Origin of the sequence: Enterobacter cloacae complex sp. P18RS (genome assembly GCF_014982105.1) — a bacterium.
Lineage (GTDB): Bacteria > Pseudomonadota > Gammaproteobacteria > Enterobacterales > Enterobacteriaceae > Enterobacter > Enterobacter hormaechei_C.
Window position 1 is genome coordinate 133,111 of the sequence record NZ_JADCKV010000006.1, and the last position, 25,129, is coordinate 158,239.

Here is a 25,129-nt window from a genome sequence, read left to right on the forward strand (position 1 = left end):
AATATTTCTGCGTTAAAAGTTAAATATAACCCGTGTTTCCTCTTAAACATAGCACAAAATAGCGACGGGAAAGGGGGGCGAGTATAAATGTCGGCATTCCGCAGGAAATGCCGGACATTTTACGGGGTTAACGTTTATTGAACGGAGGCGTTAGCGGTTCTCGATCGACTGGCGAAGGGTGCCCGCCGGCGCATGAACGCTGCCGCCAATGTAGCGCACATCGTCTATTGCCCAGCACTGGCCTTCACGGATCATCAGCACCTCATCCTGCCAGGTTTGCGTTCCCTGGGTGAGCTTCACGCGCAGGGGAATATTGCGTGCGTCGGTATTCGGTATGGTGGACGCGCTGGCGACGTCGGCGCTGTCCGGCAGCGTGGCGCGGCTGGAGAAAGGATCGGATGACAGCAGGGCGTTGTGCTGCGGATCGCGCGAAGCGTCGGTGAGCAGTTTCGCCAGATTATCGCTCAGGTACGGGCGCAGGGCGGTCAGGTCATTACCGCGATGCTGAATACGGTAATCATAAAATTGTTGAGCCACGGCATCCGGGCCACCCTCAATACAAGGGCCGCTGCGGGTTCCGATATCCTTAAAGGCTGGCGTGACCGGCGTTGTGCAGGCGCTGAGCACCAGCGCGCATGGCACTAAAAGCGTTAAAGCAGAGTAGCGCATGTTGATTTCCTTATTTATTAACTATCCTTTCAATCATAGCGTAACGAACCGATAATGCTGTCGCTAACGCATTGAACGCTAAACAAGGAGAGAAAGTATGCAATTTTCAACAACGCCAACCCTGGAAGGTCAACCGATTGCCGAGTACTGCGGCGTGGTCACTGGTGAGGCGATTCTGGGCGCAAACATTTTCCGCGATTTCTTTGCCGGCATTCGGGATATCGTCGGGGGTCGCTCCGGCGCGTACGAGAAAGAGCTGCGTAAAGCGCGCGAGATTGCGTTTGAGGAGCTGGGCGAGCAGGCCAAAGCGCTGGGCGCGGATGCGGTGGTGGGCATTGATATCGACTACGAAACGGTCGGGAAAGATGCCAGCATGCTGATGGTGAGCGTAAGCGGCACGGCGGTGAAGACCCGTCGATGAAGCGTTCGCTCTCAACCCTCCTGCTGGCGATGTTGCTGGCAGGATGCGCCTCGGAAGAGGGCATTGTTGATAAAGGCGCTTACGAGCTGGATACGCGCCATCAGGCGCAGGCGGCCTACCCGCGTATAAAGGTGCTGGTTATTCACTACACCGCCGATGATTTCGACACCTCGCTTGCGACCCTGACCGATAAAAACGTCAGCTCTCACTATCTCATCCCCGCAAAGCCGCCAGCTCCGCAGGGCAAACCGCGTATCTGGCAGCTGGTCCCGGAGAGCGAACTGGCCTGGCATGCGGGCATCAGCTTCTGGCGTGGCACCAACCGCATAAATGATACCTCCGTCGGCATTGAGCTGGAAAACCGCGGCTGGCGGAAAACCGGTGACGTGAAAACCTTTACCCCCTTCGAACCGGGGCAAATTGCGGCGCTGATCCCGCTTGCCAGAGACATCATCGCCCGCTACGACATTAAACCGCAGAACGTGGTGGCACACTCGGATATCGCCCCGCAGCGTAAAGACGATCCTGGGCCACTGTTTCCTTGGCGCGAACTGGCGCAGCAGGGTATCGGAGCCTGGCCCGATCCGGGGCGCGTGAATTTTTATATCAACGGGCGACCGCATTATCAGCAGGTTGATACCGCAGCACTGCTCGATTTGCTGGCGCGCTACGGTTACGAGGTGCCAGAAAACAGTACGCCCGAACAGCAAAAACGCATCATCATGGTTTTCCAGATGCATTTCCGTCCGCAGTTATGGAGTGGCGTTGCAGATGTTGAAACCATGGCGATTGCTGAAGCACTTTTAGAGAAATACGGACAGGGGTAAACCTTCGGATTACCCCCGAATGAGTATATTTTAGCAAGTTTCTATCAGATTAATCTTAAGTACAAACTCATTTCATTTTTAGTTAATTGACTTAAAATTATCCGGATTTAAGATGGACATATAGCACGCTAAGTAATTTGGCGAATAAAAAATCTTCACACTTTTATTTTTATTCTTGACGTTTTCATCAGGAAAAATATTTATGGCTCGGTATGAATGCCGTTGCCATGCTTTTTAAAAATCACATCTTAAATCGGGTATAACCATGTTAAGCATCTATGGAAAAAAATTACGTCCGCAACATGAAATGGAAAAGATCATTTCTGCAACCTCAGGCGTTGAAGAAAGAACATTAAAAAAATGGCAGAAAATTTCCACTTCTGATTCCGGCTATATTCATATTATCGTCAGCGGTGAAGTCGAATTTCGACGTGAATCTGACGAACTGTGCATGTTCACCGTCACCGGGCAATGCATTTTCGGCCTGTCGTCAATGTATTACAGCGCCACCCATATGTACGGCCTTGTTCGGACGAATACGGTTGTTCGCTCGATCAAGAAAGAGGTCTTCGCCCAGCTGATGACCGAAAAAAATCTGTGGCCAGAACTGACCAAAGTCCTTTCCTGGTACATCTGCATGCTGAGCAAACGTGATGATGTTCTGGTTGCCCGCAGTGCGTATTCCGTTGTCCGCGAATTTTTATATGAGATTAACGACCTGATTGTTCAACAACAGCGTGATATTAACGTTTATGATTACATTCAGGAATACACTAACCTGGCACGTAGCACTATTATTAAAATCCTCTCCGATCTGAAAAAGGGTCAATATATTGTGGTGGAAAAAGGTCGACTGCTTAACCTTACCGCACTGCCTGAAAAATATTAATACCTGCTCCCGCCGTCTCCTTTTTCACTGAAAGGAGAACGGCTATTACCACTGTTTTTTACACTGGCTTGTGAATTATCCTGCGTTTCGTCAACCGGCGGCGCGGGAATTTTTCCTTGAGAATAATCCTGCTCCTGCTCTTTTAGCGCCTGCTTAAATAATTCCGTTAATGATGACTCTTCACTGCCCGTGCTGGCGGGAGCGTTATCGTGCTCATGCGCTTCGGTCCCGGGTAAGGTATCCCGCGAGGCGTCGTGTGGCACCGCGCCGTCGGGCGCCTGCTGCCAGTCGCCATCATCACTGTTGATCGGCAGATCCTGCATCGATGGAACATCAACTGGCACTGGCGCAGCTTTAGGCTGCGGATGCGGGAACGGTTTACTCACGTACACGTAATGCATATCCGAAAGCTGCGTTTCCGGTTTCGCAACGCTGGCGTTGACCGGTTCAGGCGCCGGGTGGTGCAGGTTCCAGTAGACGTGCATATACAGGCCGACAACCAGCATGACGCAAAGCCCGACCAGCCATAACGCTGTTTTGCCGAATACGTTTTTCAGGCTGGGGAGACGGTACGAAAACCAGACCGCTTCCCCGGTTGTATAGCTGTGCTGGGCCGCAAGACAGATGGTCGACATTAGGCTTTCTTCTCCTGCATTTTCGCGTCCGGGGTGGTGCGGGTGGCCTGAATCAGTACGCCCGGCGTGCTGTTGGTCACACGCATCAGCTGCATCAGCGTATCTTCGCCGGGGATGCCATCCACGTGCAGATGCATTTTTTGCTGGAACTCGCGGGTGCGTTTCATCATCTCTGTGGTCCAGATCCGGGCATGCGTTTCGGGCTGGCTCAGCGCCAGGCTTAATTGCTGATCCAGCCAGGCCATATCTTTGCTGTCGCTGGCCGCGCCGATCGCGTCTTTACCTTCCGGTGTCAGGCGGTGCAGCTGGGTGAAGTTGCCGGTCGCGTGCCGGTTAAACCAGCTGCGGCTCACCTGCCAGGTCCGGTTATTCATTAACAGGTCAATGGACGTGTCCCCGACCCTGGCGACCACCGCATAGTTAAGATGGCCGCTGGTTTTCAGTTCACTGACCCACGGATACCCTTCCTGCGCCAGCGTCTCCGGCGACGCGTTCCCCTGTTTACACATCAGGTTCACTTTGGCGGCGTTCTGGCACAGCGCATCTTCGGCCGAGGCGTCATACCCCCACATGAGATACAACTGATGCATCGCATCCGGCTGATTAACTATTTCGTGGTCGATAACCTGCACTACGGGCGCTTCGACTTTTAGCGATTGCTGTTTCCAGCTGACGGGCACCGGCAGCTGGATCGGCAGGCGTGCGCCGATCGATGAGGTCAAATACCAGCCGCAGGCGGCAAACAGCACGGACGCAAACAGCCCCACAGTCGCCAGGCGCTTACCGTGTTTTTGGGCGGGCAGGATCTCTCCCGCCGCCAGACGTAAATGACGTGGGCTGACCTGGGCCGCGCGTTCCGTCCAGGCGGCGAGCATTGACAGCTGCGCCAGCGCGTTCAGTTTGCTGATGTTGCCTTTGGTTAGCGTGTGCATTTTGCGCACGCGGGCAGGCGGCAACGGCGAGTTTTCGCAGCCGTGTTCTTCGCACTGGGCCTGAACATAGCTCAGGTATTCGCGGCAGGTCAGGGGGCGCAGGGCATGATGCGTATGCGTATATTCGCGCAGTTCAGGTTGCTTTAGCAGGATCTCCTGATCCGCAGTGCCCGTCAGTACCACGGCTAGCCGGAAGTTCAGCTCCTGGGCGCGCGTGAGCAGCGTTCCCAGGGCTTCCCGGCAGCTCTCCTTCATGGCTTCGGCATGGGCGATCGTCAGCACTCTGGATTTCGCTTTCCCCTCCTGCCACTGGCGCAGGACGGCATCCACTGCCTGCATGCGATCTTTAATCGCTTTCGTTCCCGGGTTGAGTTTGTACAGCAGGCTACTGGCACTCAGTTTGGGAAACGCGTTGATGGCAAGAACGGTATGGTTGCTGGCTTTAAGCGCGTCGATGAACTGACCCAGAAGCGGAGCGTCGTCGCAAAAAAGCCCGATAATTCCCGCCAGCTGGGTTTTCTCTTTCAGCAGGTTGAACACGTCCTGATGATAAGGCACCAGAAAATCACCGGATAAACGAGTGATTGTCCTGAATGGCGGATTGTTAAAATTAAAGTGGCTCTGATACATAACGACTTACCGTCTCTGATTAGGAATAGCAACAGCAGCAGAAAGTAAGGTAATGCCCCTGAGCGGTCAATTTGCAGACAGAGTAAAAATATCCAGCCGGCTGCGCCTAACATCTGGAATTTATACGGTCAATATTTTTCTTTATGAAAGTTGGTGGCGAAGTCAGTGGTCGCGTTTGCAGCAGCTTATTACTATTTTCCTCCATATTGGCGCAGTATGACGCTGCTTATTTTTGCTTTGCTATAGGCCGGATAAAAAATGAGGTTCTCATTTCTGTCACGGTGGATAACGCCTTGTATTATGTTTTTGCTGCTCATTTTTTGCGGCCAGCAAGGCTATCTCACCTTTAAAGATTATAAAAAAGTTACGAATAAGTTTGCTAATTCTGACCTACAGCCGCTGAAAAAACCGCGCGAAGACAAACCCTTCACGCTTTTTACGGCTGCCGTCCGTCAGGAGAACTTATCGGCTGCGGCAAAATCCCCGCTGGCGGCGGAGATTGAAGGCATTGTGCGCAGTGATGACGCCTGGCTCTCCTTCGCTGTCATCAAAACCCCGGGCGGCCAGCGAAGCTACCGCGAGGGTGAACCGCTCGCCGGGTTTAACGACGCATTTATTCAGGAAATAAACAAAGATAATGTGGTGGTTAATTATGAAGGTGCTACGCAGGTACTGGCGTTAAATAAACCGGACTATTTTAAGGGGGGCGTGGAGAGCGGCCCGGTTACAAAAACGACGAAAGATGCTGGCGCAGAGAGTGTGCATCTTGATGATTATCTGGTGTTAAAACCCATCATTGAAAAAGGCCGGCTGGAAGGCTACTGGATAAACCCAAGGAATGCCTCCGCCTTTTACACTCAGTCAGGTCTGGAAAAAGGCGATGTGGCGATTCAGGTTAACTCTGTCGATATGACCGATGAAGCAAAAGCGAAAAGCATTATTGCCAACTGGTCGAAAATGAAAGAAGCGGAGGTCATCGTACGACGTCACGCTCACCTTGAAAATATTCGGGTTAATGTTCTAAATAATTAATAAGTGTGCAGACATGAAAAAATTTCCCTGGGCATGCGTGGCGCTGACCGCATTGTCGTTATATTCCAGTTCGCTGCTTGCAGCTAACTTTAGCGCAAGTTTTAAAAATACTGATATTCGCGAGTTTATCGATACGGTAGGTCGCAATCTCAACAAAACTATTCTGGTCGATCCGTCCGTCCAGGGAACCGTCTCGGTCAGAACCTACAACGTGCTGACGGAGGATGAGTATTACCAGTTCTTCCTGAGCGTGCTGGATCTCTACGGCCTGTCGGTGATCCCGATGGACAACGGAATGGTCAAAGTGGTGCGCTCAAGCGTAGCGCGTACCGCCGGTGCGCCGCTGGCAGACAGCAAAAACCCGGGCAAAGGTGACGAGATTATCACCCGCGTGGTGCGCATGGAAAACGTACCCGTTCGCGAGCTGGCCCCGCTGCTGCGTCAGCTCAACGATGCCACCGGCATCGGGAATGTGGTCCACTTTGAGCCGTCCAACGTCCTGCTGTTAACCGGTAAAGCCTCGGTGGTGAACCGACTGGTGGATCTGGTTCAGCGCGTCGATAAAGACGGTATTCAGCGCCGCGAAATCATCCCGCTGCGCTTTGCCTCTGCCAAAGAGCTTTCGGATATGTTGAATAACCTCAACAACGAAGAGCAGAAAGGGCAGAACGCGCCGCAGCTGGCGACCAAGGTGGTGGCCGATGACGAAACCAATAGCCTGGTGATCAGCGGCTCGGAAGATGCGCGCGCGCGTACCCGTTCCCTTATCCATCAGCTGGATCGCGAGCAGAATAACGAGGGGAACACCCGCGTCTTCTACCTCAAATATGCCAGCGCCACCAAAGTGGTACCGGTGCTGACGGGGATTGGCGAGCAGCTGAAAGACAAGCCGGGCGCGGCCAAAGCGAAAACCGCGAGCGCCTCAACCGACCTGAATATTACCGCCGACGAGTCGACCAACTCCCTGGTGATCACCGCGCAGCCTAACGTGATGAACTCCCTGGAGAAGGTGATCGACAAGCTGGATATTCGCCGTCCGCAGGTGCTGGTGGAAGCGATCATTGCCGAAGTGCAGGACGGCAACGGCCTGGATCTTGGCGTGCAGTGGACCAGCAAGCACGGCGGCGTGCAGTTTGGCGCTACCGGCCTGCCAATCAGCCAGATTAAAAATGGCACCATGAAAGGGGCGAGCTTCACGGGCCTTGCGACCGGCTTCTTTAACGGTGATTTCGGTGCGCTGGTGACCGCGCTCTCCACCGACGGTAAAAACGACATCCTCTCCACGCCAAGCGTGGTCACGCTGGATAATAAAGAAGCGTCGTTCAACGTCGGTCAGGATGTGCCGGTGCTTTCCGGTTCGCAAACCACCAGCGGCGACAACGTCTTTAACTCGGTTGAGCGTAAAACCGTGGGGACCAAGCTGAAGATTGTGCCGCAAATCAACGATGGCGACATGATCCACCTGAAGATTGAGCAGGAAGTATCCAGCGTCGACAACAGCGCAACGGAAGATTCCAGCCTCGGCCCAACCTTCAACACGCGCACGATCAATAACGAAGTGATGGTCCACAGTGGCCAGACGGTGGTGCTCGGCGGCCTGATGGAAAATGTGACCAAACAGTCGGTCTCCAAAGTGCCGCTGCTCGGCGATATCCCGCTGGTCGGGCAGCTGTTCCGCTACACCTCGCAGGATACTTCCAAACGCAACCTGATGGTGTTTATTCATACCACCGTCCTGCGTGACGACGACAACTACAGCGCAGCCTCGAAAGAGAAATATGATCAGATCCGGGTGCGCCAGATGCAGCGCGTGGAAGAGAAAAAGCTCGGTATCGTTGAGCCGAGCGACAACGCCGTACTGCCAGCGTTTCCTGCCGCCAGCACTGCACCCGTGAAAACCCACGCGGCACGCAATCCGTTTAAAGAGTAAGGCGGAGGGGAAACGTGGACGAACTGACTAAAACCCTGTGTAGCAGCAACTACGCAAAAGAAAACGGCGTTCTGCTTTACAACAATGACGTCTATATCCGTGAGGACACCCCGGCGTTAGCGCTGCTGGAGGTGCGTCGGGTGCTGGGACGCGCGTTTGTCCCGGTTACCCTGGCGCCGGAAGCGTTTGACGAGATGCTGGCCAAAATCTGGCAGCAGAGCAGCGGCGTGTCGCAGCAGCTGGTGGACGATATGGACGCGGATATCGATCTGATGGCGTTAACCGAGGAGATCCCGGATAACGAAGATCTGCTCGATAACGATGAAAACTCGCCGGTGATCCGCCTGATCAACGCCATTCTCGGCGAGGCGGTGAAGGACGGCGCGTCGGATATTCATATCGAAACCTTCGAGCGCACCCTGAGCATACGCTTTCGCGTTGACGGCATGCTGCGCCCGGTGCTGCAACCGGCGCGTAAGCTCGCCCCGCTGCTGGTGTCGCGTATCAAGGTGATGTCGAAACTCGACATCGCCGAGAAACGCCTCCCGCAGGATGGTCGTATCTCCCTGCGCATCGGTCGCAAGGCCATCGACGTGCGCGTCTCGACCATTCCGTCCCAGTACGGCGAGCGCGTGGTGATGCGCCTGCTCGATAAAAGCAATCTCAAGCCCGACATCAACAAGCTGGGGCTGATTGATGAAGAACTGGAGAAGCTGAAAGGGCTGATCGACCGCCCGCACGGGATCATCCTCGTTACCGGCCCGACGGGTTCCGGTAAAAGTACCACGCTGTACGCCATTCTTTCGGCGCTGAACGGCCACGAACGCAACATTCTGACCGTGGAAGATCCGATTGAGTACGAGCTGGAAGGGGTGGGGCAGACGCAGGTTAACCCGCGCGTGGACATGACCTTTGCCCGCGGGCTGCGCGCCATTCTGCGTCAGGACCCGGACGTGGTGATGATCGGGGAAATTCGCGACGGTGAGACCGCCCAGATTGCGGTGCAGGCGTCGCTGACCGGTCACCTGGTGATGTCGACGCTGCACACCAACAGTGCCGCAGGGGCGATAACCCGTCTGCGGGATATGGGGCTGGAGTCCTTCTTAATCGGTTCATCGCTGCTCGGTGTCATTGCCCAGCGTCTGGTGCGTCGGCTGTGTACGCACTGCCGGACCACCAGTCCGCTGGACGCCAATGAAAAAGCGCTGTTCAGCTTTATGGCCGCGCCGCCAGACGCGATTTACCGCGCGGTGGGGTGCGAACACTGCCGTCAGAGCGGCTATCAGGGCCGCGCCGGTATCCATGAATTCCTGGTGGTGGACAGCGCCATGCGTCGCGCCATCCATGAAGATAAGGACGAAATGTCCCTCGAAACGCAGCTTTTTAAGCATGCCTACAGCCTGCGTGAAAACGGGCTGCTGAAGGTGATCGGCGGCGTGACGTCTCTGGAAGAGGTCATGCGCGTCACCGCCGAACGTGGGGGGGATGCGTAATGGCTTTCTACGCCTGGACGGCAACGGATGCCGCGGGGAAAACACAGCGCGGGACGTTACAGACCGAGGGGCAGAAGCAGGTTCGCCAGTGGCTTCGCGAGCAAAAGCTGATGCCCGTCAGCATCACCGAAACCCGCGAAACGGCGGCTGGCGGGAAAGCGAAAACCGGGGTGAAGCTCTCTACTCCGGTGCTGTCGATGTTTACCCGTCAGCTTTCGACGCTGGTCAACGCCGCGCTGCCGCTGGAGAGCGCGCTGAAAGCGATCTCGAAGCAGACGGAAGACAAAAAGCTGGCGGCGATGGTGGTGGAGATCCGCGAGAAGGTGGTGGAAGGCCACACCCTGTTCGATGCCTTCAGCCAGTTTCCGCGCACCTTCGACAAGCTTTACTGCACGCTGGTGATGGCCGGGGAGAAAACCGGTCACCTGGGCGACGTGCTGGAAAAGCTGGCGGAGTACAACGAGCAGCGCCAGAAGATGAAAAGCAAGCTGACGCAGGCAATGGTCTACCCGATAACCCTCACCGTGGTCGCCATCGCGGTCATCAGCATCCTGCTGGTGGCGGTGGTGCCGCAGGTGATCGAGCAGTTTACCCACATGAAGCAGCAGCTGCCGATCACCACCCGGACGCTGATTGCGGTAAGTGACTTCCTGCAAGCCTGGGGCATTTATATTGTGGGCATTCTGGGGGGCGGCTTTATCGGCTTCAAAACCTGGCTGAGGAATGCCAAAAACCGTTTTCGCTGGCACAGCTGGCTGGTGAACGGCTCGCCGATTAAAAAGCTGGTCTGCGCCATCAACAGCGCCCGCTATATCCGTACCCTGAGCATTTTGCAGGCCAGTAGCGTGCCGCTGCTGGAGGGAATGTATATCGCGATGGACGGTATTGAAAACCGCTATGCCCGGCAGGTGCTGGAGCAGGCCGCCGACACCGTGCGCCAGGGGGCGTCGCTGTATGCGGCGCTGGAACAGGCGAAATTATTCCCGCCCACCATGCTGTATATGATTGCCTCCGGTGAAGAGAGCGGGGAATTAGGTAATTTAATGGATCGCGCGGCGGAAAATCAGGAATCGGCCTTACAACATCGAATTACATTAACGCTGTCGGTCTTTGAACCGGCGCTGGTGGTATCCATGGCGACGATTGTTTTATTCATCGTGCTGTCAATATTACAACCGCTTCTGCAACTTAATAATATGGTAGGTTAAATCATGGCTTTAAAACGTAAAAACCTGGCTCGCCAGGCGGGCTTTACATTGCTCGAATTAATGGTGGTCATTGTTATTCTCGGCGTACTGGCGAGTATGGTGGTGCCAAATTTAATGGGCAATAAGGAAAAAGCCGATACGCAAAAAGCAACCAGCGATATTGTCGCGCTCGAAGGCTCGCTGGATATGTACAAGCTGGATAACCACCGCTACCCGACCACAGAGCAGGGTTTGCAGGCGCTGGTGACCAAACCTGAAATCGCGCCAATCCCGAACGGCTACCGCACGGACGGCTATATCCGTCGCCTGCCGCAGGACCCCTGGGGCAACGATTATCTTCTGGTGAGCCCGGGTGAACACGGCGCGGTGGACGTCTTCTCAACCGGTCCGGACGGCGAAGCCAATACCGCCGATGACATTACAAACTGGTCTCTGGATAAGAAAGAGAAATAATGAAAAATCAACGCGGCTTTACGTTGCTGGAAATTATTCTGGCGCTGGTGATATTTGCCAGTTGCGCCATGATGGTGGTTTCCACCATTCCTTCGCGCAGCGGCGCGGATATATTTGGCCAGCAACTCAAAGCGCTCGTTGATTATGGTTCAGACCGTGCGGTGATGGACGGAAATATTGTCGGGCTGGTGATCGCCACCGATAAATATCAGCTGGTGACGATCGCCGATAAAAAAGGCGAACGTCACTGGGTGCCATTATCTGCCGGACGTATTACCACCAAAGGTGATTTTCCGGAAGAGATGCACGTGTCGCTTTCGCCGCAGCGCCTGGCCGCGACGGTGGCGTCCGAGCCGCAGGTGATCTTTCTACCGGACGGTGAAATCAGCCGCTTTACGCTGACGCTGCAAAGTTACGACAAACAGCACCATTTCCGCGTGGTGTCGCACGGTGCGGCGCCGGTATCGGTAGAAAACGATGGCTAACGGCAACAAAAAGCAAAAGGGGATGACGCTGCTGGAGGTGATGGTCGCTCTGGTGATTTTCTCCACCGCCGCGCTGGCACTGATGAACTCGGTCTCCCTGAACGTGCGTTTTACCCATGGCCTGGCCGATACCTTGCAGGCCAGTTGGGTGGCGGAAAATCAGCTGGCGGAAGCACAGCTCACCCGAACCGACTTCCCGGATGCTGAACAGCAGGGGACGGAAATCATGGGCGGGCGCAGCTGGAACTGGCGTAAGCAGCGGGTGAAAACCGCCGACAACGTCTGGGCGAATACCCTACGCGTATATGCGGAAAGCGATGAGAGCCAGCCGGTTATTTCCCTGCGCATCATTCCGCCGGGAGAGAGCAAGTGAAGAAAACGCGACGCCAGCGCGGATTTACCCTGCTGGAGATCATGATTGCGCTGACTATCTTCGCGGTGATCAGCACCCTGGCCTGGCAAATTCTGGACGGCGCGATGCGTACCAGCTCGGCCACCGATGCCAGCGCCGCAAAGCTCAACCAGCTTCAGCGCGCCTGGAGTCTGATGGAGCGTGATTTTTTCCAGCTTCAGGCGCGCGCCCCGCGTAATGAGCCGGAGCTGTTTCGTCAGGAGGGCGATGCTCTTGAACTGACCACCCTGAATGGCGTGAGCGGAACGGTCCAGCTGGAGCGCGTGCGCTGGCGGCTGGAAGAGGGGCGTTTGTATCGCGACGTCTGGCCGGTCATTGACGGCCCGGCGGACGTTAAGCCTGACGAGGTGCCGATTGTCAGCGGCGTAAAATCATTGCAGTGGCGGTTTTATCGTCAGGGCTGGCTGACCGCCTGGCACGACGCCGCCCATCTGCCGGACGGCGTGGAGATTACGTTGACGATGGAAAACGGGGATACCTGGCGCTGGGTGTTCACTACACCGGGTGATATGCCGGAGGTGGCCGCTGCCCCTGCGCCAGCGCCTTCGCCGGAGACCAGACCATGAACCGAATCCGTCAACAACAGGGCGTCGCCCTGCTGGTGGTGCTGATTTTGCTGGTGATGATGTCGGCGCTGGCCGCCAAAATCAGCCAGCAGTTCTGCCGTAATTTGCAAAAAACGCATTATCAGGTAAGCCAGCAGCAGCTGCGCTGGGCGATGCAGACCCAGGAAAAAGTGGTGAAGGACCGGTTACAGACCGACGCCAGCGGCGAGAGCAAGCCGCTGGCCCTGGAGGGCGACTGGCATCAGCCGCTGGAGACGCAGGGTGAGGACTATACGGTCGTGAGCCAGGTGGAAGATGCGCAGGACTGCTTTAACGTCAATAACCTGTTGACCGCCGACATCGCACCCCAGGGGCAAAGCGCTCCCGCGGTGGCGGAAACACCGCGTAAAGCGCGGATTGTAGAACAACTTCTGACGGAAAGCGGCCTCAGCCCGGGCACGGCGGAGGCGGTCTATTTCCAGCTGGTGGATTATCTCGATGGTGACAGCACCACGGCGAAGGAGGGGGCCGAAAGCGATGCGTGGGCTGGCGTCGTGCCCGCGCGGCAACCGGCAAATCAGATGATGCGCAGCATCGCGGAAATCAAACTGCTGCCGGCGTTCCCTGTTACGGCGTATCCGAAGGTGAGCAAGCTGTTATGCGCGCTGCCGGACGCTGCCAGCAAGGTCGATGTCAACACCCTGCAACCGGAACAGGCCGCCGTGCTGGCGGCCATGTTCCCCGGAAAACTGACGCGGGATGACGCCGTTCGCCTGCTGGATGCGCGTCCGGAATCGGGCTGGGAAAATATGGAAGCGTTCAGCAAAGCGCTGGAGCAGGCCTTCCCGCAGTTAAAAGACGATCTCCCGCAGGTGGCGGATCAATTTTCTATAAACAGCCGGTACTTCCGCGTGAATTACACCGGCAATACCGATGAATTAACGCTTCGCGTGGTCAGCCAGCTTCAGGTGAATAACGAAGCCGGTGAGATCGTGACGTGGCAGCGTCGTTACCGAATGATTGAATAAGAAAAGCAGAACGTTATGAAACAGGTACTTTTTGTTCGTCCCGACAGCCGCGAGGGCGGGAAAATAATGTGGTGTGAGTCCGGCAGCGAGCGCGACGAGGTGGTCGACAGCCTGGAGATGCTGGCCGAACACCCCCTGGCTACGCGCGTTTGTCTCCTGTTGCCCGCCAGCGACATGATTTTCCGCCATTTTACGCTGCCGAAAAAGATGGCTTCTCAGGCGATGGCCTTCTCGTGGATGGCGGAAGAGACGCTGATTGGCGACGTGGACAACCTCCACTGGACGGTACTCCACAAAAAAGGCGCCGACGTCGACGCCGTGGCCATTGACGCCGACCGCCTGCGCGCGGCATTAACCCGCTGTCAGGAGGCCGGATTAAACGTGATTCAGGCCCTGCCTGATGCCTGGCTGCTGCCCGTGACGACAGGGGGCAGCACGCTGGTCGCACAGGATGATAGCTACTGGCTGCGTTTATCGCCCCATGTGGCGGGTGAAATGGAGGCAACCCTGTTGCCGCTGTTAATGCAGAAAGCCGGGGTCGGGGAAGTATGGTGTTACGGCGATGCGCCTGCGAAGGTGCACGTTGACGTGCAGCATGCCTGGCAGCATCCGTTGGCACTGATTCAGCCGCAGTGGCAAACCTGCCGCGTTAACCTGCTTCACGGTGAATTCAGCCTTAAGGCCGGTAATGGGCGGGCGGCGAAAAGTATGAAAGCCGCGATGGTGGCGGCGGGCGTGCTGTCTGTTGCTCTGCTGCTGGGGCCACGCATTGCAATGGCCTGGATGCTTGTGCAGCAGGAAAATCGGGTGCAGGAGGAGATCGTCCAGGTTTATCAGCACCATTTCCCCAGCATGCGCCAGCAGACCAATATCAAATATCACTTTGGTCAAAGCCTGAAAAAACAGAGCAAGGGATTCTTTCTTCAGCTTGATGAGCTGGAGAACGCCCGGCAGTCAGTTCCTGCGATGGAGATCGATCTGCTGGAGTACGATGCGCAGCAAAACACCCTGACGCTGAGCGTCAGCGCGCAAAACCAGCCCGCGTTGCAGGCGTTTGTTAACCAGACCAGTGAGAATTTTGATTTTACCTTACAGCCTGTTTCAACAACCGAACCGTATACCGCCATGATCGCAGGGAAACATAAATGAAAGAGCGAATCGCGCAGCTGAAGTCACGCTATCAGAATTACAGCACCCGGGAAAAAATTATTTTAAAAATATGTGCCGTTGCTATTGTGGGGGCAGCGGTGTATTACACAGGAGTGATCCCCCTGGATAATATGATTCAAAATAGTAAATCGACGCTTAAAAGACAAAAAGAGACCCTTAACTGGATGCGCAGTGAAATTGATAAAAATCATCTTCAGGTCCAGATAGTCAAAACGAATAATCCGCGTACGGTGGTCGAGAATAGCGCCCATGAAATTAACCTTTCACTGACGGATATGCGCCAGGAGGGGCAAACTTTATCGTTCGTGGTGAATCGGGTGAATGTTTATGAATTAAAAAGCTGGCTGCGCGAAATTAATCAGACCACCGGCGTGAGACTGCAAAAAATAAACCTCACGCCGGTGGACCACCTCAGCGACGTGAAAGCGCAGGTGCAGCTCACCTGGTCAAGAAACGCATGAATACCTTTTCGCTGATGCGGGACGCCTGCCCGGTAGGGTTCCCGATAATGAGTGCGATCCTGGGCGGCATTGTGGGCAGTTTTCTTGGCGTTGTCGCCGAGCGCGTACCGGGGATGGTGATGGATGAGGAGGGGAGTGGCAATCTGCTCTTTCCGGCCTCGCACTGTCCTGTGTGCCAGCACGCGCTTGCCGCGTGGGAAAACATCCCGCTGCTCAGCTGGCTGTTATTACGGGGGCGCTGCCACCAGTGCGGCAGCGCGATCCCGCTGCGACTCCTTTTGGTCGAACTGATCTCCGCCTTGTTTTTTGGCATCACGGCCTGGTGCATGCCGGACGTTCAGGCGCTGTTCTCTTTGTGGTTACTGGCGGCTTTTTTACTGCCGCTGGCCATGATCGACTGGCAGCACCAGCTGCTTCCGGACTGCCTGACCCAGCCGCTGCTGTGGGCGGGGTTAGTGCTCCATGCGTTTGACCACACGTTGCCGCTACGCGATGCGCTGTTCGGCGCGGTGGCGGGCTATCTGTCGCTCTGGCTGCTCTACTGGGCTTTTCGTCTGATCACGGGACGAGAAGGTCTGGGTTACGGGGATTTTAAGCTCCTGGCGGCGCTGGGCGCCTGGTGCGGCTGGCAGGCGTTGCCCTCCATTGAACTGGCGGCAGCGTTAAGCGGTATTGTCGGTTATTTCGCCGTAAATAATTTAAATAAAAATAACCTCACTATTTCTTTTGGTCCTTATCTCGCCTTTGCTGGAATAGGGGTGTTTATGAGCCAGCAATTTGCTTTCACATTTTAAATATACAGGTCAAGATTTTTTATAAATCTTTTTGATGGAGGAAGGGAAGGACGACCCTTTACGCTCAGTGTATCGTAAGAGATATAAGCTACAAGGAATTTCAGCTTGTATCTTTTAATGGAGGAATACAACGCAGCAACAATTTTTTGTTCACGGCTCTCACGTTGGTTAAATACGCATTACGCGAAACGCATCCATGATCTCACGGAAGACATGGGTTATTACGTTACGAATAAATTTATCAGGAAATAAAAATGAAATTTATGAAGCCAAAATATCTGGCGCTCTTTATTGCGGCGGCAACCAGCTCCGCATTTGCAGCAGCGCCAGGGGCACCGACGATCGGCTATGGCAATGACAAATTTGCCCTGGTGGAAGTGGATCAGGCTGCACAGGATTATAACAATCTTGTCAAAGTGCATAACGATGGCGTGGATGTAAAAGTTGAGTGGAACGTCTGGAGTGGTGATGCGCCAACTTCAGCGAAAGTTCTGCTGGACGGACAGACCGTATGGACCGGCGCAGCCGGCGCGACGGGCTCTGCAACATTTAAAGTGAAAAAAGGCGGGCGTTATCAGGAGCAGGTTGAAGTCTGTAACGCCAGTGGCTGTGCGAAAAGCGCCAGCAAGCTGATTATTGTGGCAGACACCGACGGTAGTCACCTGCTGCCGCTGAATACGTCTCTCAAAGAGAATAACAAAGCGTTTGCGAAGCATACCGATAAAGTGGTTGCGGCCTACTTCCCGGAGTGGGGCGTTTATGACCGTAACTTCCCGGTTGATAAGATCCCTGCGGCAAACCTCAACCACATTCTGTACGGCTTCATTCCAATCTGTGGTGGTGACGGGATCAACGACGGCCTGAAAACCATTGAAGGCGGCAACAGCTTCCGCGTGCTCCAGAACGACTGTAAGGGCCGACCTGACTATACCGTGGCGATCCACGACCCATGGGCTGCGCTGCAAAAACCACAGGCTGGCGTCTCCGGCTGGGACGACCCGTATAAAGGTAACTTTGGCCAGCTGATGGCGCTGAAAAAAGCGCATCCGGACCTGAAAGTGCTGCCATCTATCGGCGGCTGGACGCTCTCCGATCCCTTCTTCCACATGGGTGACCCGGCTATCCGCGCACGCTTTGTCTCTTCTGTGAAAGAGTTCCTCCAGACCTGGAAATTCTTTGACGGCGTGGATATCGACTGGGAATTCCCTGGCGGCGGCGGTGTGAGCGAAAACCTGGGCAATCCGCAGCAGGATAAAGCGACCTATACCGCGCTGATGCACGACCTGCGCACCATGCTGAACGAGCTGTCTGCACAGACGGGCCGTACCTATGAACTGACCAGCGCCATCGGTGCAGGCCGCGATAAGATCGAAGACGTGGATTACACTGCCGCTCAGCAGTACCTCGACCACATCTTCCTGATGAGCTATGACTTCTACGGCGGCTGGAGCAACACCGTTCTCGGCCACCAGGCGGCGCTGCGCGCGCCAGCATGGCGTCCGGACACTGACTACACCACTGAAAATGGCGTTAACGCGCTGCTTTCCCAGGGCGTACAACCAGGCAAGATCGTGGTGGGTGCGGGAATGTATGGCCGCGGCTGGACCGGCGTGCATGGCTACACCGGTAACAATCCATTCACCGGCACCGCTACAGGTATGGTGAAAGGGACCTGGGAACCCGGCGTGGTTGACTATCGTCAGATCGTTAACGAATACAAAGGCAAACCAGGCTGGGAATACGGCTACGACGCTGATGCGGAAGCCCCTTACGTCTTCAACAAAACTACCGGCGACCTGATCACGTATGAAGATGCGCGTTCAACTACGGCGAAAGGTAAGTATGTTCTGGCGAATAAACTGGGTGGCCTGTTCGCATGGTCTATCGACTCTGACACCGGTGACATCCTGAACGCGATGAACGAAAGCCTGCTGGGCGGCGACGCTACGCCGGTTGATCCGGAGGTCACCAACCACGCGCCAATCGCGTCCTCTGCCGATCAGAACGTGTCTGGCCCGGTAACCGTCACGCTCGATGGCTCTGCTTCAAGCGATCCTGATGGCGATGCGATTACCTACAAATGGACTTAGGTCTCTGGTCCGTCGGTCACCATCACCAACAGCACCAAAGCGAAAGCGACCTTTAACGTTGCCGCCGCGACGTCCGACCAGACCATGGTGTTCCGCCTGACGGTGACCGATGCAAAAGGCCTGAGCAACGCGATTGATGTCCAGGTGGTGAACAAGGCGCCGAAAGCTAACCAGGCACCGGTTTTAAACCCAATGGAAGCGATCACGCTTGAATCAGGTGAAACCTATGCGCTGCATGCCCAGGCCGCGGATCCAGACGGAGATGCGTTGACCTACGCCTGGAGTGTACCAGCAGATATGCACGCTACCGGGACTGACTCCGCGAACGTGAACATCACTGCGCCGGAAGTGAGCTCGACGTCTACCTACACCCTGAGCGTGGTGGTGAGCGACGGTAAGACCAGCGTGCAGTCTAACGTCCAGGTCACCGTGAATCCGAAAGCGGCGCCTGCACCTGTGCCAGATGACGAAGACACTAACCCGGCGGATGACGTTACCCCTCCGGCTGATGATGTGACTCCACCGTCTGACAAAGGGAGCTGCGATGCACCTGTGGATGCTAACGCCAGCAAATATGCGGCGTGGGAATCCAGCAAAATCTACAACGGTGGCGATACCGTAAGCTTCGACCATCTGGTGTGGAAAGCGAAGTACTGGACTCAGGGCAATCAGCCTGGCTTCGGTGTGGATGCATGGGAGCTGGTGAGCAACGTGAAGATGAACTGGCGTTCTGACCTGGTCTACAACGGCGGCGACACCACCACCTATGAAGGAAACGTTTACCGTGCGAAATGGTGGACCCGTGGTGATAATCCAGCCAACAGCGACGTATGGGTAAAAGAAGGCGCATCAACAGACTGCAAATAATCTAACCCATTAATGGCTCCCCCTTTTAGAGGGGGAGTGATTCAAAATTCATTTTACAGGATGTTGGTAAGGAGAAATAACCGAAACTGTCAGCAGGTAAAAATGAAAAAGTTGATTTTGTTGTTATTGATAATAAGCCAAAGCGCCCTGGCAAATTGTTGGGATAAAGCGGCGCATTATTATCATGTCGATCCTTATTTACTGTACGCGATAGCGAATGTGGAATCCGGTATGAATCCGTATGCGGTTGGGCAAAACCGCGATGGCACGCGGGATGTCGGGCTGATGCAAATCAACAGTTCGCATTTTACCGCGCTGGAAAGCAGAGGAATCGACGAATACCGGTTAATCACGGAGCCGTGTACCTCGATCATGGTCGGGGCTTCTATCCTTGCCGGGATGATCAGGGTGTATGGCTATAACTGGGAAGCCGTTGGCGCGTATAACGCCGGACTGAAAAAAGAAAATTATCCGCAGAGGATGAAATATGCCCATAAGGTCTGGGCCAAATATCAGCAACTGAAATTAGCAGCACGTTATTAACGTTTTTTATTTTTGAAGAATTCCTGAAGGTGTTCTTCGAAAAGTGAAAACAGCTGAATGTGGTTTATGTATTAACGGAGTAATACCTAAGCCGGGATTTTAACATTTAATTTTAAACGAACAGGAAAACTGAAATGAACAAAAGGACGTTACTGAGTGTACTCATTGCGGGAGCCTGCGTGGCGCCACTCATGGCTCAGGCTGCTAACCTGAAGGAGACCAGCAGTGAGCCGTACACCATCAAAGCCAGCGATCTGGCGAAGAAAGAGAAGGAACTGACGGACTTCCCGCTGATGGCTTCGGTTAAAGAGACCATCCAGACGCTGGATAACGCGCAGGTCGAACTGATTGAGCCAGGCCGGGCGGCGAACCCGGACAACGTTAAGCGCGTTGAAGGGATTGTGAAAGCCAGCGACTGGGAATATCTCTTCCCGCTGCGCGCGCAGGCCTATACCTACAGCAACTTCCTGAAAGCCGTGGGTAAATTCCCGGCGCTGTGTAAGACCTACAATGACGGTCGTGACAGCGACGCCATCTGCCGCAAAGAGCTGGCCACCATGTTTGCCCACTTTGCCCAGGAGACCGGCGGCCACGAAAGCTGGCGTCCGGAAGCCGAATGGCGTCAGGCGCTGGTCCACGTACGTGAAATGGGCTGGAGCGAAGGGCAGAAGGGCGGTTATAACGGCGAATGTAACCCGGACGTCTGGCAGGGGCAGACCTGGCCTTGCGGTAAAGATAAAGACGGCGATTTCCTGAGCTACTTCGGTCGTGGTGCGAAACAGTTGTCCTACAATTACAACTACGGTCCATTCTCTGAAGCGATGTACGGCGACGTGCGTACGCTGCTCGACAAACCTGAGCTGGTGGCGGACACCTGGCTGAACCTGGCGAGTGCGATCTTCTTCTTCGCCTATCCGCAGCCGCCAAAACCAAGCATGTTGCAGGTGATCGACGGTACATGGCAGCCGAACGATCACGATAAAGCCAACGGTCTGGTTCCGGGCTTTGGTGTGACCACCCAGATCATCAACGGCGGCGTTGAGTGCGGCGGCCCGACTGAAATTGCGCAGTCTCAAAACCGTATCAAGTACTACAAAGAGTTCGCGAACTACCTGAAAGTGCCTGTTCCGGCGAACGAAGTGTTGGGTTGCGCCAACATGAAGCAGTTCGACGAAGGTGGCGCAGGCGCCCTGAAGATTTACTGGGAACAGGACTGGGGATGGAGCGCGGATACTCCGGACGGCAAAACCTACTCTTGCCAGCTGGTGGGTTACCAGACCCCGTTCAGCGCATTTAAAGACGGTGACTACAGCAAGTGCGTGCAGCACTTCTTTAACGTGAAAATTGTTAACGACGAGGGTTCTTCCGAGACCCCGGACGAAACGCCGGTCACGCCAACACCGACGCCATCCGACGATGAAACGCCGGTTGTGGTGAACCACGCGCCGGTTGCGCAGATTGCCGGTCCGATCGGTGCAGTGGAAGCGGGTGCGCAGGTTTCTCTGAGCGCCGAAGGCTCTACCGATCCAGATGGTAACACGCTGACGTATACCTGGCGTTCCCAGGATGGTCAGACTGTTACCGGTCAGGACAAAGCGGTTGTGACCTTTACAGCGCCAGAGTCTGCGACGGCGCAGCAGTATGAAGTGAGCCTGACCGTCAGCGATGGCGAACTGAGCAGCACCACGTCTTACCTGCTGAACGTGAAAGCGAAAGCGGCAACGCCATCCGGAGAAGATACGTCTTACCCGGCATGGAGCGCGAACAGCAAGTACAACGCCGGTGATATCGTGAACAACCACGGTAAACTGTTCCAGTGCAAACCGTTCCCGTACAGCGGCTGGTGTAACAATGCGCCGACGTACTATGAACCTGGCGCAGGTCTGGCATGGGCTGAAGCCTGGACGGCATTATAAACAGCAAACGGCAACCCCCAGGGTTGCCGTTTTAGTGTCTGCTCTTTCCCCTCACCCTAACCCTCTCCCCAGGGGGGCGAGGAGACAGTACGGTGCAGTTGTAGGCCCGGTAAGGCGCAGCCGCCACCGGGCAAAAGGCTAACGATGAAGTTTCCCGTGATCCCGTAACCACGCCGCCGTACGCACTATCCCTTCATCCAGCGATACAATCGGTTTATATCCCAGCTCGTTCTCCGCCCGCGAAATATCCAGCGTAAAATCAAAGTTGAGCTTCGACACACCGTAATGCGTCAGCGCAGGCTCTTTCGCCGATTTACTGCCAAAGCGTTCCATGCTGCGGGCGATCATGTCCAGCATCGGGTAGGGAACGGAACGGATCCGGCAGTCGATCTTTAACTCGTCAATCAGCCTTTGCACAATGCTGCGCAAGGTACAGGGTTCGCCGTTGGTGATGTTGTACGCGCGGCCCGACACCAGCTTATCGCATTCCGGCTGGCTCGCCAGCCACATGGCGTGAACGGCATTTTCGTAATAGGTCATGTCCACCAGCGCATCGCCGCCGCGCGGTAACAGCACGCTGCCGTAGTGGTGCATCATCTGGGCCAGTCGCGGGATAAAGACTTTGTCGTGCGGCCCAAACAGGCTCTGCGGACGCAGCACGGTAAAGCGGGTGTGCGGGTTTGACTGGGCCAGCAGGTCGATCACCTCTTCGCCCGCCGCTTTACTGCGGGCAAACTCACAGGCGAAGCGCGCCGGGCGGAAATCTTCCTGAATATCACGATGGTGGTGATAGTCGAAATAGAGCGACGGGGAGGAGATATGAATAAAGTTACGCACGCCCCAGGCGACGGCCCATTCGCCCAGACGACGCGTGGCGCGCACGTTGGCGAGATCAAAGGCTTCCTGGGTACCCCACGGAGAGGTAAAACTGGAGCAGTGCCACAGCGTATCGATACCGGCGAGCATCACCTTGGCCTGAGAGGAGACCAGCTCCGTCAGATCGGCATGGACAAATTCAGCGCCCATTTTTTGCAGGAGCTTACCCATCGCCTCGTTGCGACCGGTGGCCCTCACGCTGATGCCTTTGTTGCGCAGAAACTCGACCGCATTTCGGCCTAAGCCGCTGGTCGCCCCGGTAACCAGTACCTTCATAACAATCCACTGTGTTGAAAAGAATTTCGTGCGCATTCTTTCGTGAATTACGATGTGTTGCAATGGGAAAGGTGAAAGATTAAGAGTTTTATTTAGTTATTTTCCCGCTTTTCTTCTGCCAGTTGCGCAATCCGTTTCGCCATTCCGCGGAAGATAAACAGGTGTGCCGGGATCATCAGCAACCAGTAAAACAGACCCGGCATTCCGTGCGGATGCCACCATGCCCGAACGTCCAGTTCACGATGGTCGCCGTTGTCCTTGAGGGTGAAGCAGAGCCGCCCCAGCCCCGGCGCCTTCATGCCAAACAGCAGCGCCAGCTGTTTTTCCGGCTCAACAATAATCACTTTCCAGCTGTCGACGGTATCGCCCACCTTCAGCCAGGGATGGGCAGGGCGGCCTTTTGCCAGCCGGTGACCGACCAGCAGATCCAGCGCGCCGCGCGTTTGCCACAGAATATTGCCGAAGAAATAGCGCTCTTTGCCGCCGATCTGGTTCACAACTTCCCACAGCGCTGCCAGGCTGGCCGTGGTTTTTACCGTACAGCCCGCCTGTTTCGGATAATAGCCGTACTCGGGCCGCCAGCGGGCAAACGCCTGCGCGTCATAACCCCAGTCGCTGGAGTTCACCAGCTTCTCTTCCTCTTTCAGCGTGTTGCGCACCGCGTCGTCAAAGCGGATGAGTTCCTGGGGAATTAAGGCGCGCAGCGCGCGATCGTCCGCCAGCAGATCGTGCTTCAACCCCTGGATAAGCGCTTTGGCGGTCGTCGGCGGCACGGAGGTGATCACATTCAAAAACCACACCGATATCCAGCGGGTCGGGAAGGGGATGGGGATCAGCCAGCGGTGGCGGCCACTCACCCGCATAAAATGTTCGAACTGCGCCTGATAGCTCAGCACTTCCGGACCTGCCGCCTCCAGCACGCGATGCTGCTCCGCCGGGTGAGCCAGCAATGCCACCAGATAATGGAGTAAATTCTCCAGCGCAATGGGCGTGGTGCGCGAGCGTACCCAGCGCGGCGGCGTCAGCACAGGCAGGTTGTAGACCATATCGCGCATCACTTCGAACGCGGCGGAACCCGCGCCGACGATGATCCCTGCCCGCAGTTCGGTAACGGGGATACGGGCGCTCCGCAGCATTTCTGCCGTCAGCTGTCGGGCGCGCAGATGGTCTGACTGCTCGTGCTCAGGCGCCTGGAGCGAGCTTAAAAAAATCACCTGCTTCACCGGCGTTTGCAGCAGCGCATCACGAACGTTCATCGCCACCTGACGCTCGTGGGCGATAAAATCGCCGCCTTCGCCCATGCTGTGGACAAGGTAGTAAAGCGTATCGACCCCTTCCAGCAGCGCAGGAAGCGCTTTCGGCCAGCTAAGGTCAACGTTGTGACACGTCACGCCAGGCAAATGTAGCTTTTGCAGACGTTCCGTGTTGCGTGCCGCTGCCAGCACCTGGTGCCCCTGCTGGCTTAACGCAGTGGTCAGATGCTGACCGATATACCCGCTGGCGCCGAGCACCAGAATACGTTGCGGCACGGTATGCTCCTTAACGCTGTAAAAACGCCTGCCAGTGTTTCACCACCTCGGTCAGCTGCTCGCGGTTAACGTCAAGGTGCATCACCAGCCGTACGACCGGGGAGGCGTTAATCAGCACGCCTCGGGCTTTCATAAAGTCGCCCAGCGCGGCAGCATGCTCATCGCCGACGCGGACAAACAGCATGTTAGTGTCGTGACGCATGACATCAGCGCCGATTTCACGCAGCTGCGCTGCCATCCACGCCGCATTGTCGTGATCGTCTTTCAGGCGTGACACGTTATTTTTCAGGGCGTACAGTCCGGCAGCCGCCAGAATACCCGCCTGACGCATCCCGCCGCCGGTCATTTTGCGCCAGCGGTTGGCGCGCCTGATGTAGTCCGCGCTGCCAACCAGCAGAGAACCTACCGGCGTACCCAGCCCTTTAGAGAGGCAAATGGTGAACGAGTCGCAATATTGGGTGATCGCTTTCAGCTCGCAGCCGTACTCCACCACGGCGTTGAAGATACGTGCGCCGTCAACGTGCAGGCCGAGCTTACGCTCGCGGGTAAAGTCCCATGCCGCTTTCAGGTATTCGCGCGGCAGGACTTTACCGTTATGGGTGTTTTCGAGGCTCAGCAGTTTAGTGCGGGCGAAGTGAATATCGTCGGCTTTGATTTTGGCCGCGACTTTGTCCAGCGGCAGCGTACCGTCCGGCGCGGCATCGATCGGCTGCGGCTGGATGCTGCCAAGCACCGCCGCACCGCCGGCTTCGTACAGGTAGTTATGCGCCCCCTGGCCGACGATATACTCTTCGCCGCGCTCGCAGTGGCTGAGCAGCGCCACCAGGTTAGCCTGCGTGCCGGTGGGCAGGAACAGGGCAGCCTCTTTACCGCTCAGCTCTGCCGCATAGCGCTGGAGTTCGTTGACCGTCGGGTCATCGCCGTAGACGTCGTCCCCGACCGGGGCGGCCATCATCTCTTCGAGCATGGCGCGGCCCGGACGGGTAACGGTATCACTACGTAAATCAATCATTTCACA

At 55.8% G+C, this 25,129-nt stretch carries 23 protein-coding genes and 1 pseudogene; 18 read left to right on the forward strand and 6 right to left on the reverse strand.

The window, feature by feature from the left end:
* Window positions 1–150 precede the first annotated feature (150 nt).
* The gene (locus tag INF61_RS03015; RefSeq protein WP_015571007.1) at window positions 151–669 is read right to left on the reverse strand and encodes a lipoprotein; all 519 of its coding nucleotides are present in this window, start codon (window positions 667–669) and stop codon (window positions 151–153) included.
* A gap of 97 nt (window positions 670–766) precedes the next feature.
* Between INF61_RS03015 and INF61_RS03020 the strand changes: the two genes are divergently transcribed.
* From INF61_RS03020 to INF61_RS03030, 3 genes are all read left to right on the forward strand, one after another.
* Window positions 767–1,090 carry a heavy metal-binding domain-containing protein gene (locus INF61_RS03020; protein WP_032670243.1) on the forward strand — a complete coding sequence of 108 codons (324 nt, stop codon included), beginning with the start codon at window positions 767–769 and terminating at the stop codon, window positions 1,088–1,090.
* Window positions 1,087–1,917, forward strand: a complete 831-nt coding sequence (locus INF61_RS03025) for an N-acetylmuramoyl-L-alanine amidase (RefSeq protein WP_015571006.1) — start codon at window positions 1,087–1,089, stop codon at window positions 1,915–1,917. Before INF61_RS03020 ends, INF61_RS03025 begins: the two co-directional genes overlap by 4 nt.
* A 265-nt stretch (window positions 1,918–2,182) precedes the next feature.
* Window positions 2,183–2,806: a helix-turn-helix domain-containing protein gene (locus tag INF61_RS03030; RefSeq protein WP_023303371.1), complete on the forward strand. Its 624-nt coding sequence runs from the start codon at window positions 2,183–2,185 to the stop codon at window positions 2,804–2,806.
* Here the strand turns inward: INF61_RS03030 and INF61_RS03035 are convergent.
* Both INF61_RS03035 and INF61_RS03040 read right to left on the reverse strand, forming a co-directional pair.
* Window positions 2,803–3,441 (reverse strand): hypothetical protein, encoded by a 639-nt coding sequence (locus INF61_RS03035; RefSeq protein WP_063413061.1) that lies wholly within the window; start codon window positions 3,439–3,441, stop codon window positions 2,803–2,805. The genes INF61_RS03030 and INF61_RS03035 overlap by 4 nt on opposite strands.
* Complete coding sequence (locus INF61_RS03040; protein ID WP_193547512.1) at window positions 3,441–5,003, reverse strand: ExeA family protein; 1,563 nt, start codon at window positions 5,001–5,003, stop codon at window positions 3,441–3,443. Before INF61_RS03040 ends, INF61_RS03035 begins: the two co-directional genes overlap by 1 nt.
* Before the next feature lie 300 nt (window positions 5,004–5,303).
* Between INF61_RS03040 and gspC the strand changes: the two genes are divergently transcribed.
* From gspC to INF61_RS03115, 15 genes and pseudogenes are all read left to right on the forward strand, one after another.
* Window positions 5,304–6,035 carry a type II secretion system protein GspC gene (gene gspC / locus INF61_RS03045; protein WP_193547513.1) on the forward strand — a complete coding sequence of 244 codons (732 nt, stop codon included), beginning with the start codon at window positions 5,304–5,306 and terminating at the stop codon, window positions 6,033–6,035.
* 13 nt (window positions 6,036–6,048) lie between these two features.
* Window positions 6,049–7,965, forward strand: coding sequence for a type II secretion system secretin GspD (gspD, locus tag INF61_RS03050; protein ID WP_015571003.1), 1,917 nt, complete (start codon window positions 6,049–6,051; stop codon window positions 7,963–7,965).
* A 14-nt stretch (window positions 7,966–7,979) separates the two neighbouring features.
* The gene (gspE, locus tag INF61_RS03055) at window positions 7,980–9,458 is read left to right on the forward strand and encodes a type II secretion system ATPase GspE (protein WP_032670235.1); all 1,479 of its coding nucleotides are present in this window, start codon (window positions 7,980–7,982) and stop codon (window positions 9,456–9,458) included.
* Complete coding sequence (gspF, locus tag INF61_RS03060; protein ID WP_032653100.1) at window positions 9,458–10,666, forward strand: type II secretion system inner membrane protein GspF; 1,209 nt, start codon at window positions 9,458–9,460, stop codon at window positions 10,664–10,666. The genes gspE and gspF overlap by 1 nt, the downstream gene beginning before the upstream one ends.
* Window positions 10,667–10,669: 3 nt before the next feature.
* Window positions 10,670–11,119 (forward strand): type II secretion system major pseudopilin GspG, encoded by a 450-nt coding sequence (gene gspG / locus INF61_RS03065; RefSeq protein WP_032670234.1) that lies wholly within the window; start codon window positions 10,670–10,672, stop codon window positions 11,117–11,119.
* Window positions 11,119–11,604, forward strand: a complete 486-nt coding sequence (gspH, locus tag INF61_RS03070) for a type II secretion system minor pseudopilin GspH (protein WP_032670233.1) — start codon at window positions 11,119–11,121, stop codon at window positions 11,602–11,604. Before gspG ends, gspH begins: the two co-directional genes overlap by 1 nt.
* Window positions 11,597–11,977 (forward strand): type II secretion system minor pseudopilin GspI, encoded by a 381-nt coding sequence (gene gspI / locus INF61_RS03075; protein ID WP_015571001.1) that lies wholly within the window; start codon window positions 11,597–11,599, stop codon window positions 11,975–11,977. The genes gspH and gspI overlap by 8 nt, the downstream gene beginning before the upstream one ends.
* The gene (gene gspJ, locus INF61_RS03080; RefSeq protein ID WP_063413058.1) at window positions 11,974–12,582 is read left to right on the forward strand and encodes a type II secretion system minor pseudopilin GspJ; all 609 of its coding nucleotides are present in this window, start codon (window positions 11,974–11,976) and stop codon (window positions 12,580–12,582) included. Before gspI ends, gspJ begins: the two co-directional genes overlap by 4 nt.
* The gene (gene gspK / locus INF61_RS03085) at window positions 12,579–13,589 is read left to right on the forward strand and encodes a type II secretion system minor pseudopilin GspK (RefSeq protein ID WP_048973289.1); all 1,011 of its coding nucleotides are present in this window, start codon (window positions 12,579–12,581) and stop codon (window positions 13,587–13,589) included. Before gspJ ends, gspK begins: the two co-directional genes overlap by 4 nt.
* 15 nt (window positions 13,590–13,604) lie before the next feature.
* Complete coding sequence (gspL, locus tag INF61_RS03090; protein ID WP_033486322.1) at window positions 13,605–14,738, forward strand: type II secretion system protein GspL; 1,134 nt, start codon at window positions 13,605–13,607, stop codon at window positions 14,736–14,738.
* Window positions 14,735–15,220, forward strand: coding sequence for a type II secretion system protein GspM (gspM, locus tag INF61_RS03095; RefSeq protein WP_045341351.1), 486 nt, complete (start codon window positions 14,735–14,737; stop codon window positions 15,218–15,220). Before gspL ends, gspM begins: the two co-directional genes overlap by 4 nt.
* Window positions 15,217–16,014, forward strand: a complete 798-nt coding sequence (locus tag INF61_RS03100) for an A24 family peptidase (protein WP_047740563.1) — start codon at window positions 15,217–15,219, stop codon at window positions 16,012–16,014. The genes gspM and INF61_RS03100 overlap by 4 nt, the downstream gene beginning before the upstream one ends.
* Before the next feature lie 254 nt (window positions 16,015–16,268).
* Window positions 16,269–18,971 (forward strand): annotated as a pseudogene (locus INF61_RS03105) (glycosyl hydrolase family 18 protein).
* Window positions 18,972–19,073: 102 nt separating this feature from the next.
* Window positions 19,074–19,514 carry a type III secretion system invasion protein IagB gene (gene iagB, locus INF61_RS03110; protein WP_040117441.1) on the forward strand — a complete coding sequence of 147 codons (441 nt, stop codon included), beginning with the start codon at window positions 19,074–19,076 and terminating at the stop codon, window positions 19,512–19,514.
* A gap of 134 nt (window positions 19,515–19,648) precedes the next feature.
* Window positions 19,649–21,430: a chitinase gene (locus tag INF61_RS03115; protein ID WP_128771737.1), complete on the forward strand. Its 1,782-nt coding sequence runs from the start codon at window positions 19,649–19,651 to the stop codon at window positions 21,428–21,430.
* A gap of 138 nt (window positions 21,431–21,568) precedes the next feature.
* On the opposite strand, the gene INF61_RS03120 is transcribed toward INF61_RS03115, so the two are convergent.
* From INF61_RS03120 to ltaE, 3 genes are all read right to left on the reverse strand, one after another.
* On the reverse strand, window positions 21,569–22,582 hold the full coding sequence (locus INF61_RS03120) for an NAD(P)-dependent oxidoreductase (RefSeq protein WP_017384852.1): 1,014 nt from the start codon (window positions 22,580–22,582) through the stop codon (window positions 21,569–21,571).
* Between the two features lie 92 nt (window positions 22,583–22,674).
* Window positions 22,675–24,111 carry an SDR family oxidoreductase gene (locus tag INF61_RS03125; protein ID WP_032653116.1) on the reverse strand — a complete coding sequence of 479 codons (1,437 nt, stop codon included), beginning with the start codon at window positions 24,109–24,111 and terminating at the stop codon, window positions 22,675–22,677.
* A 10-nt stretch (window positions 24,112–24,121) separates the two neighbouring features.
* Entirely contained in the window at window positions 24,122–25,123 is a 1,002-nt protein-coding gene (gene ltaE, locus INF61_RS03130; protein WP_015570991.1) for a low-specificity L-threonine aldolase, read from the reverse strand.
* Window positions 25,124–25,129 lie beyond the last annotated feature (6 nt).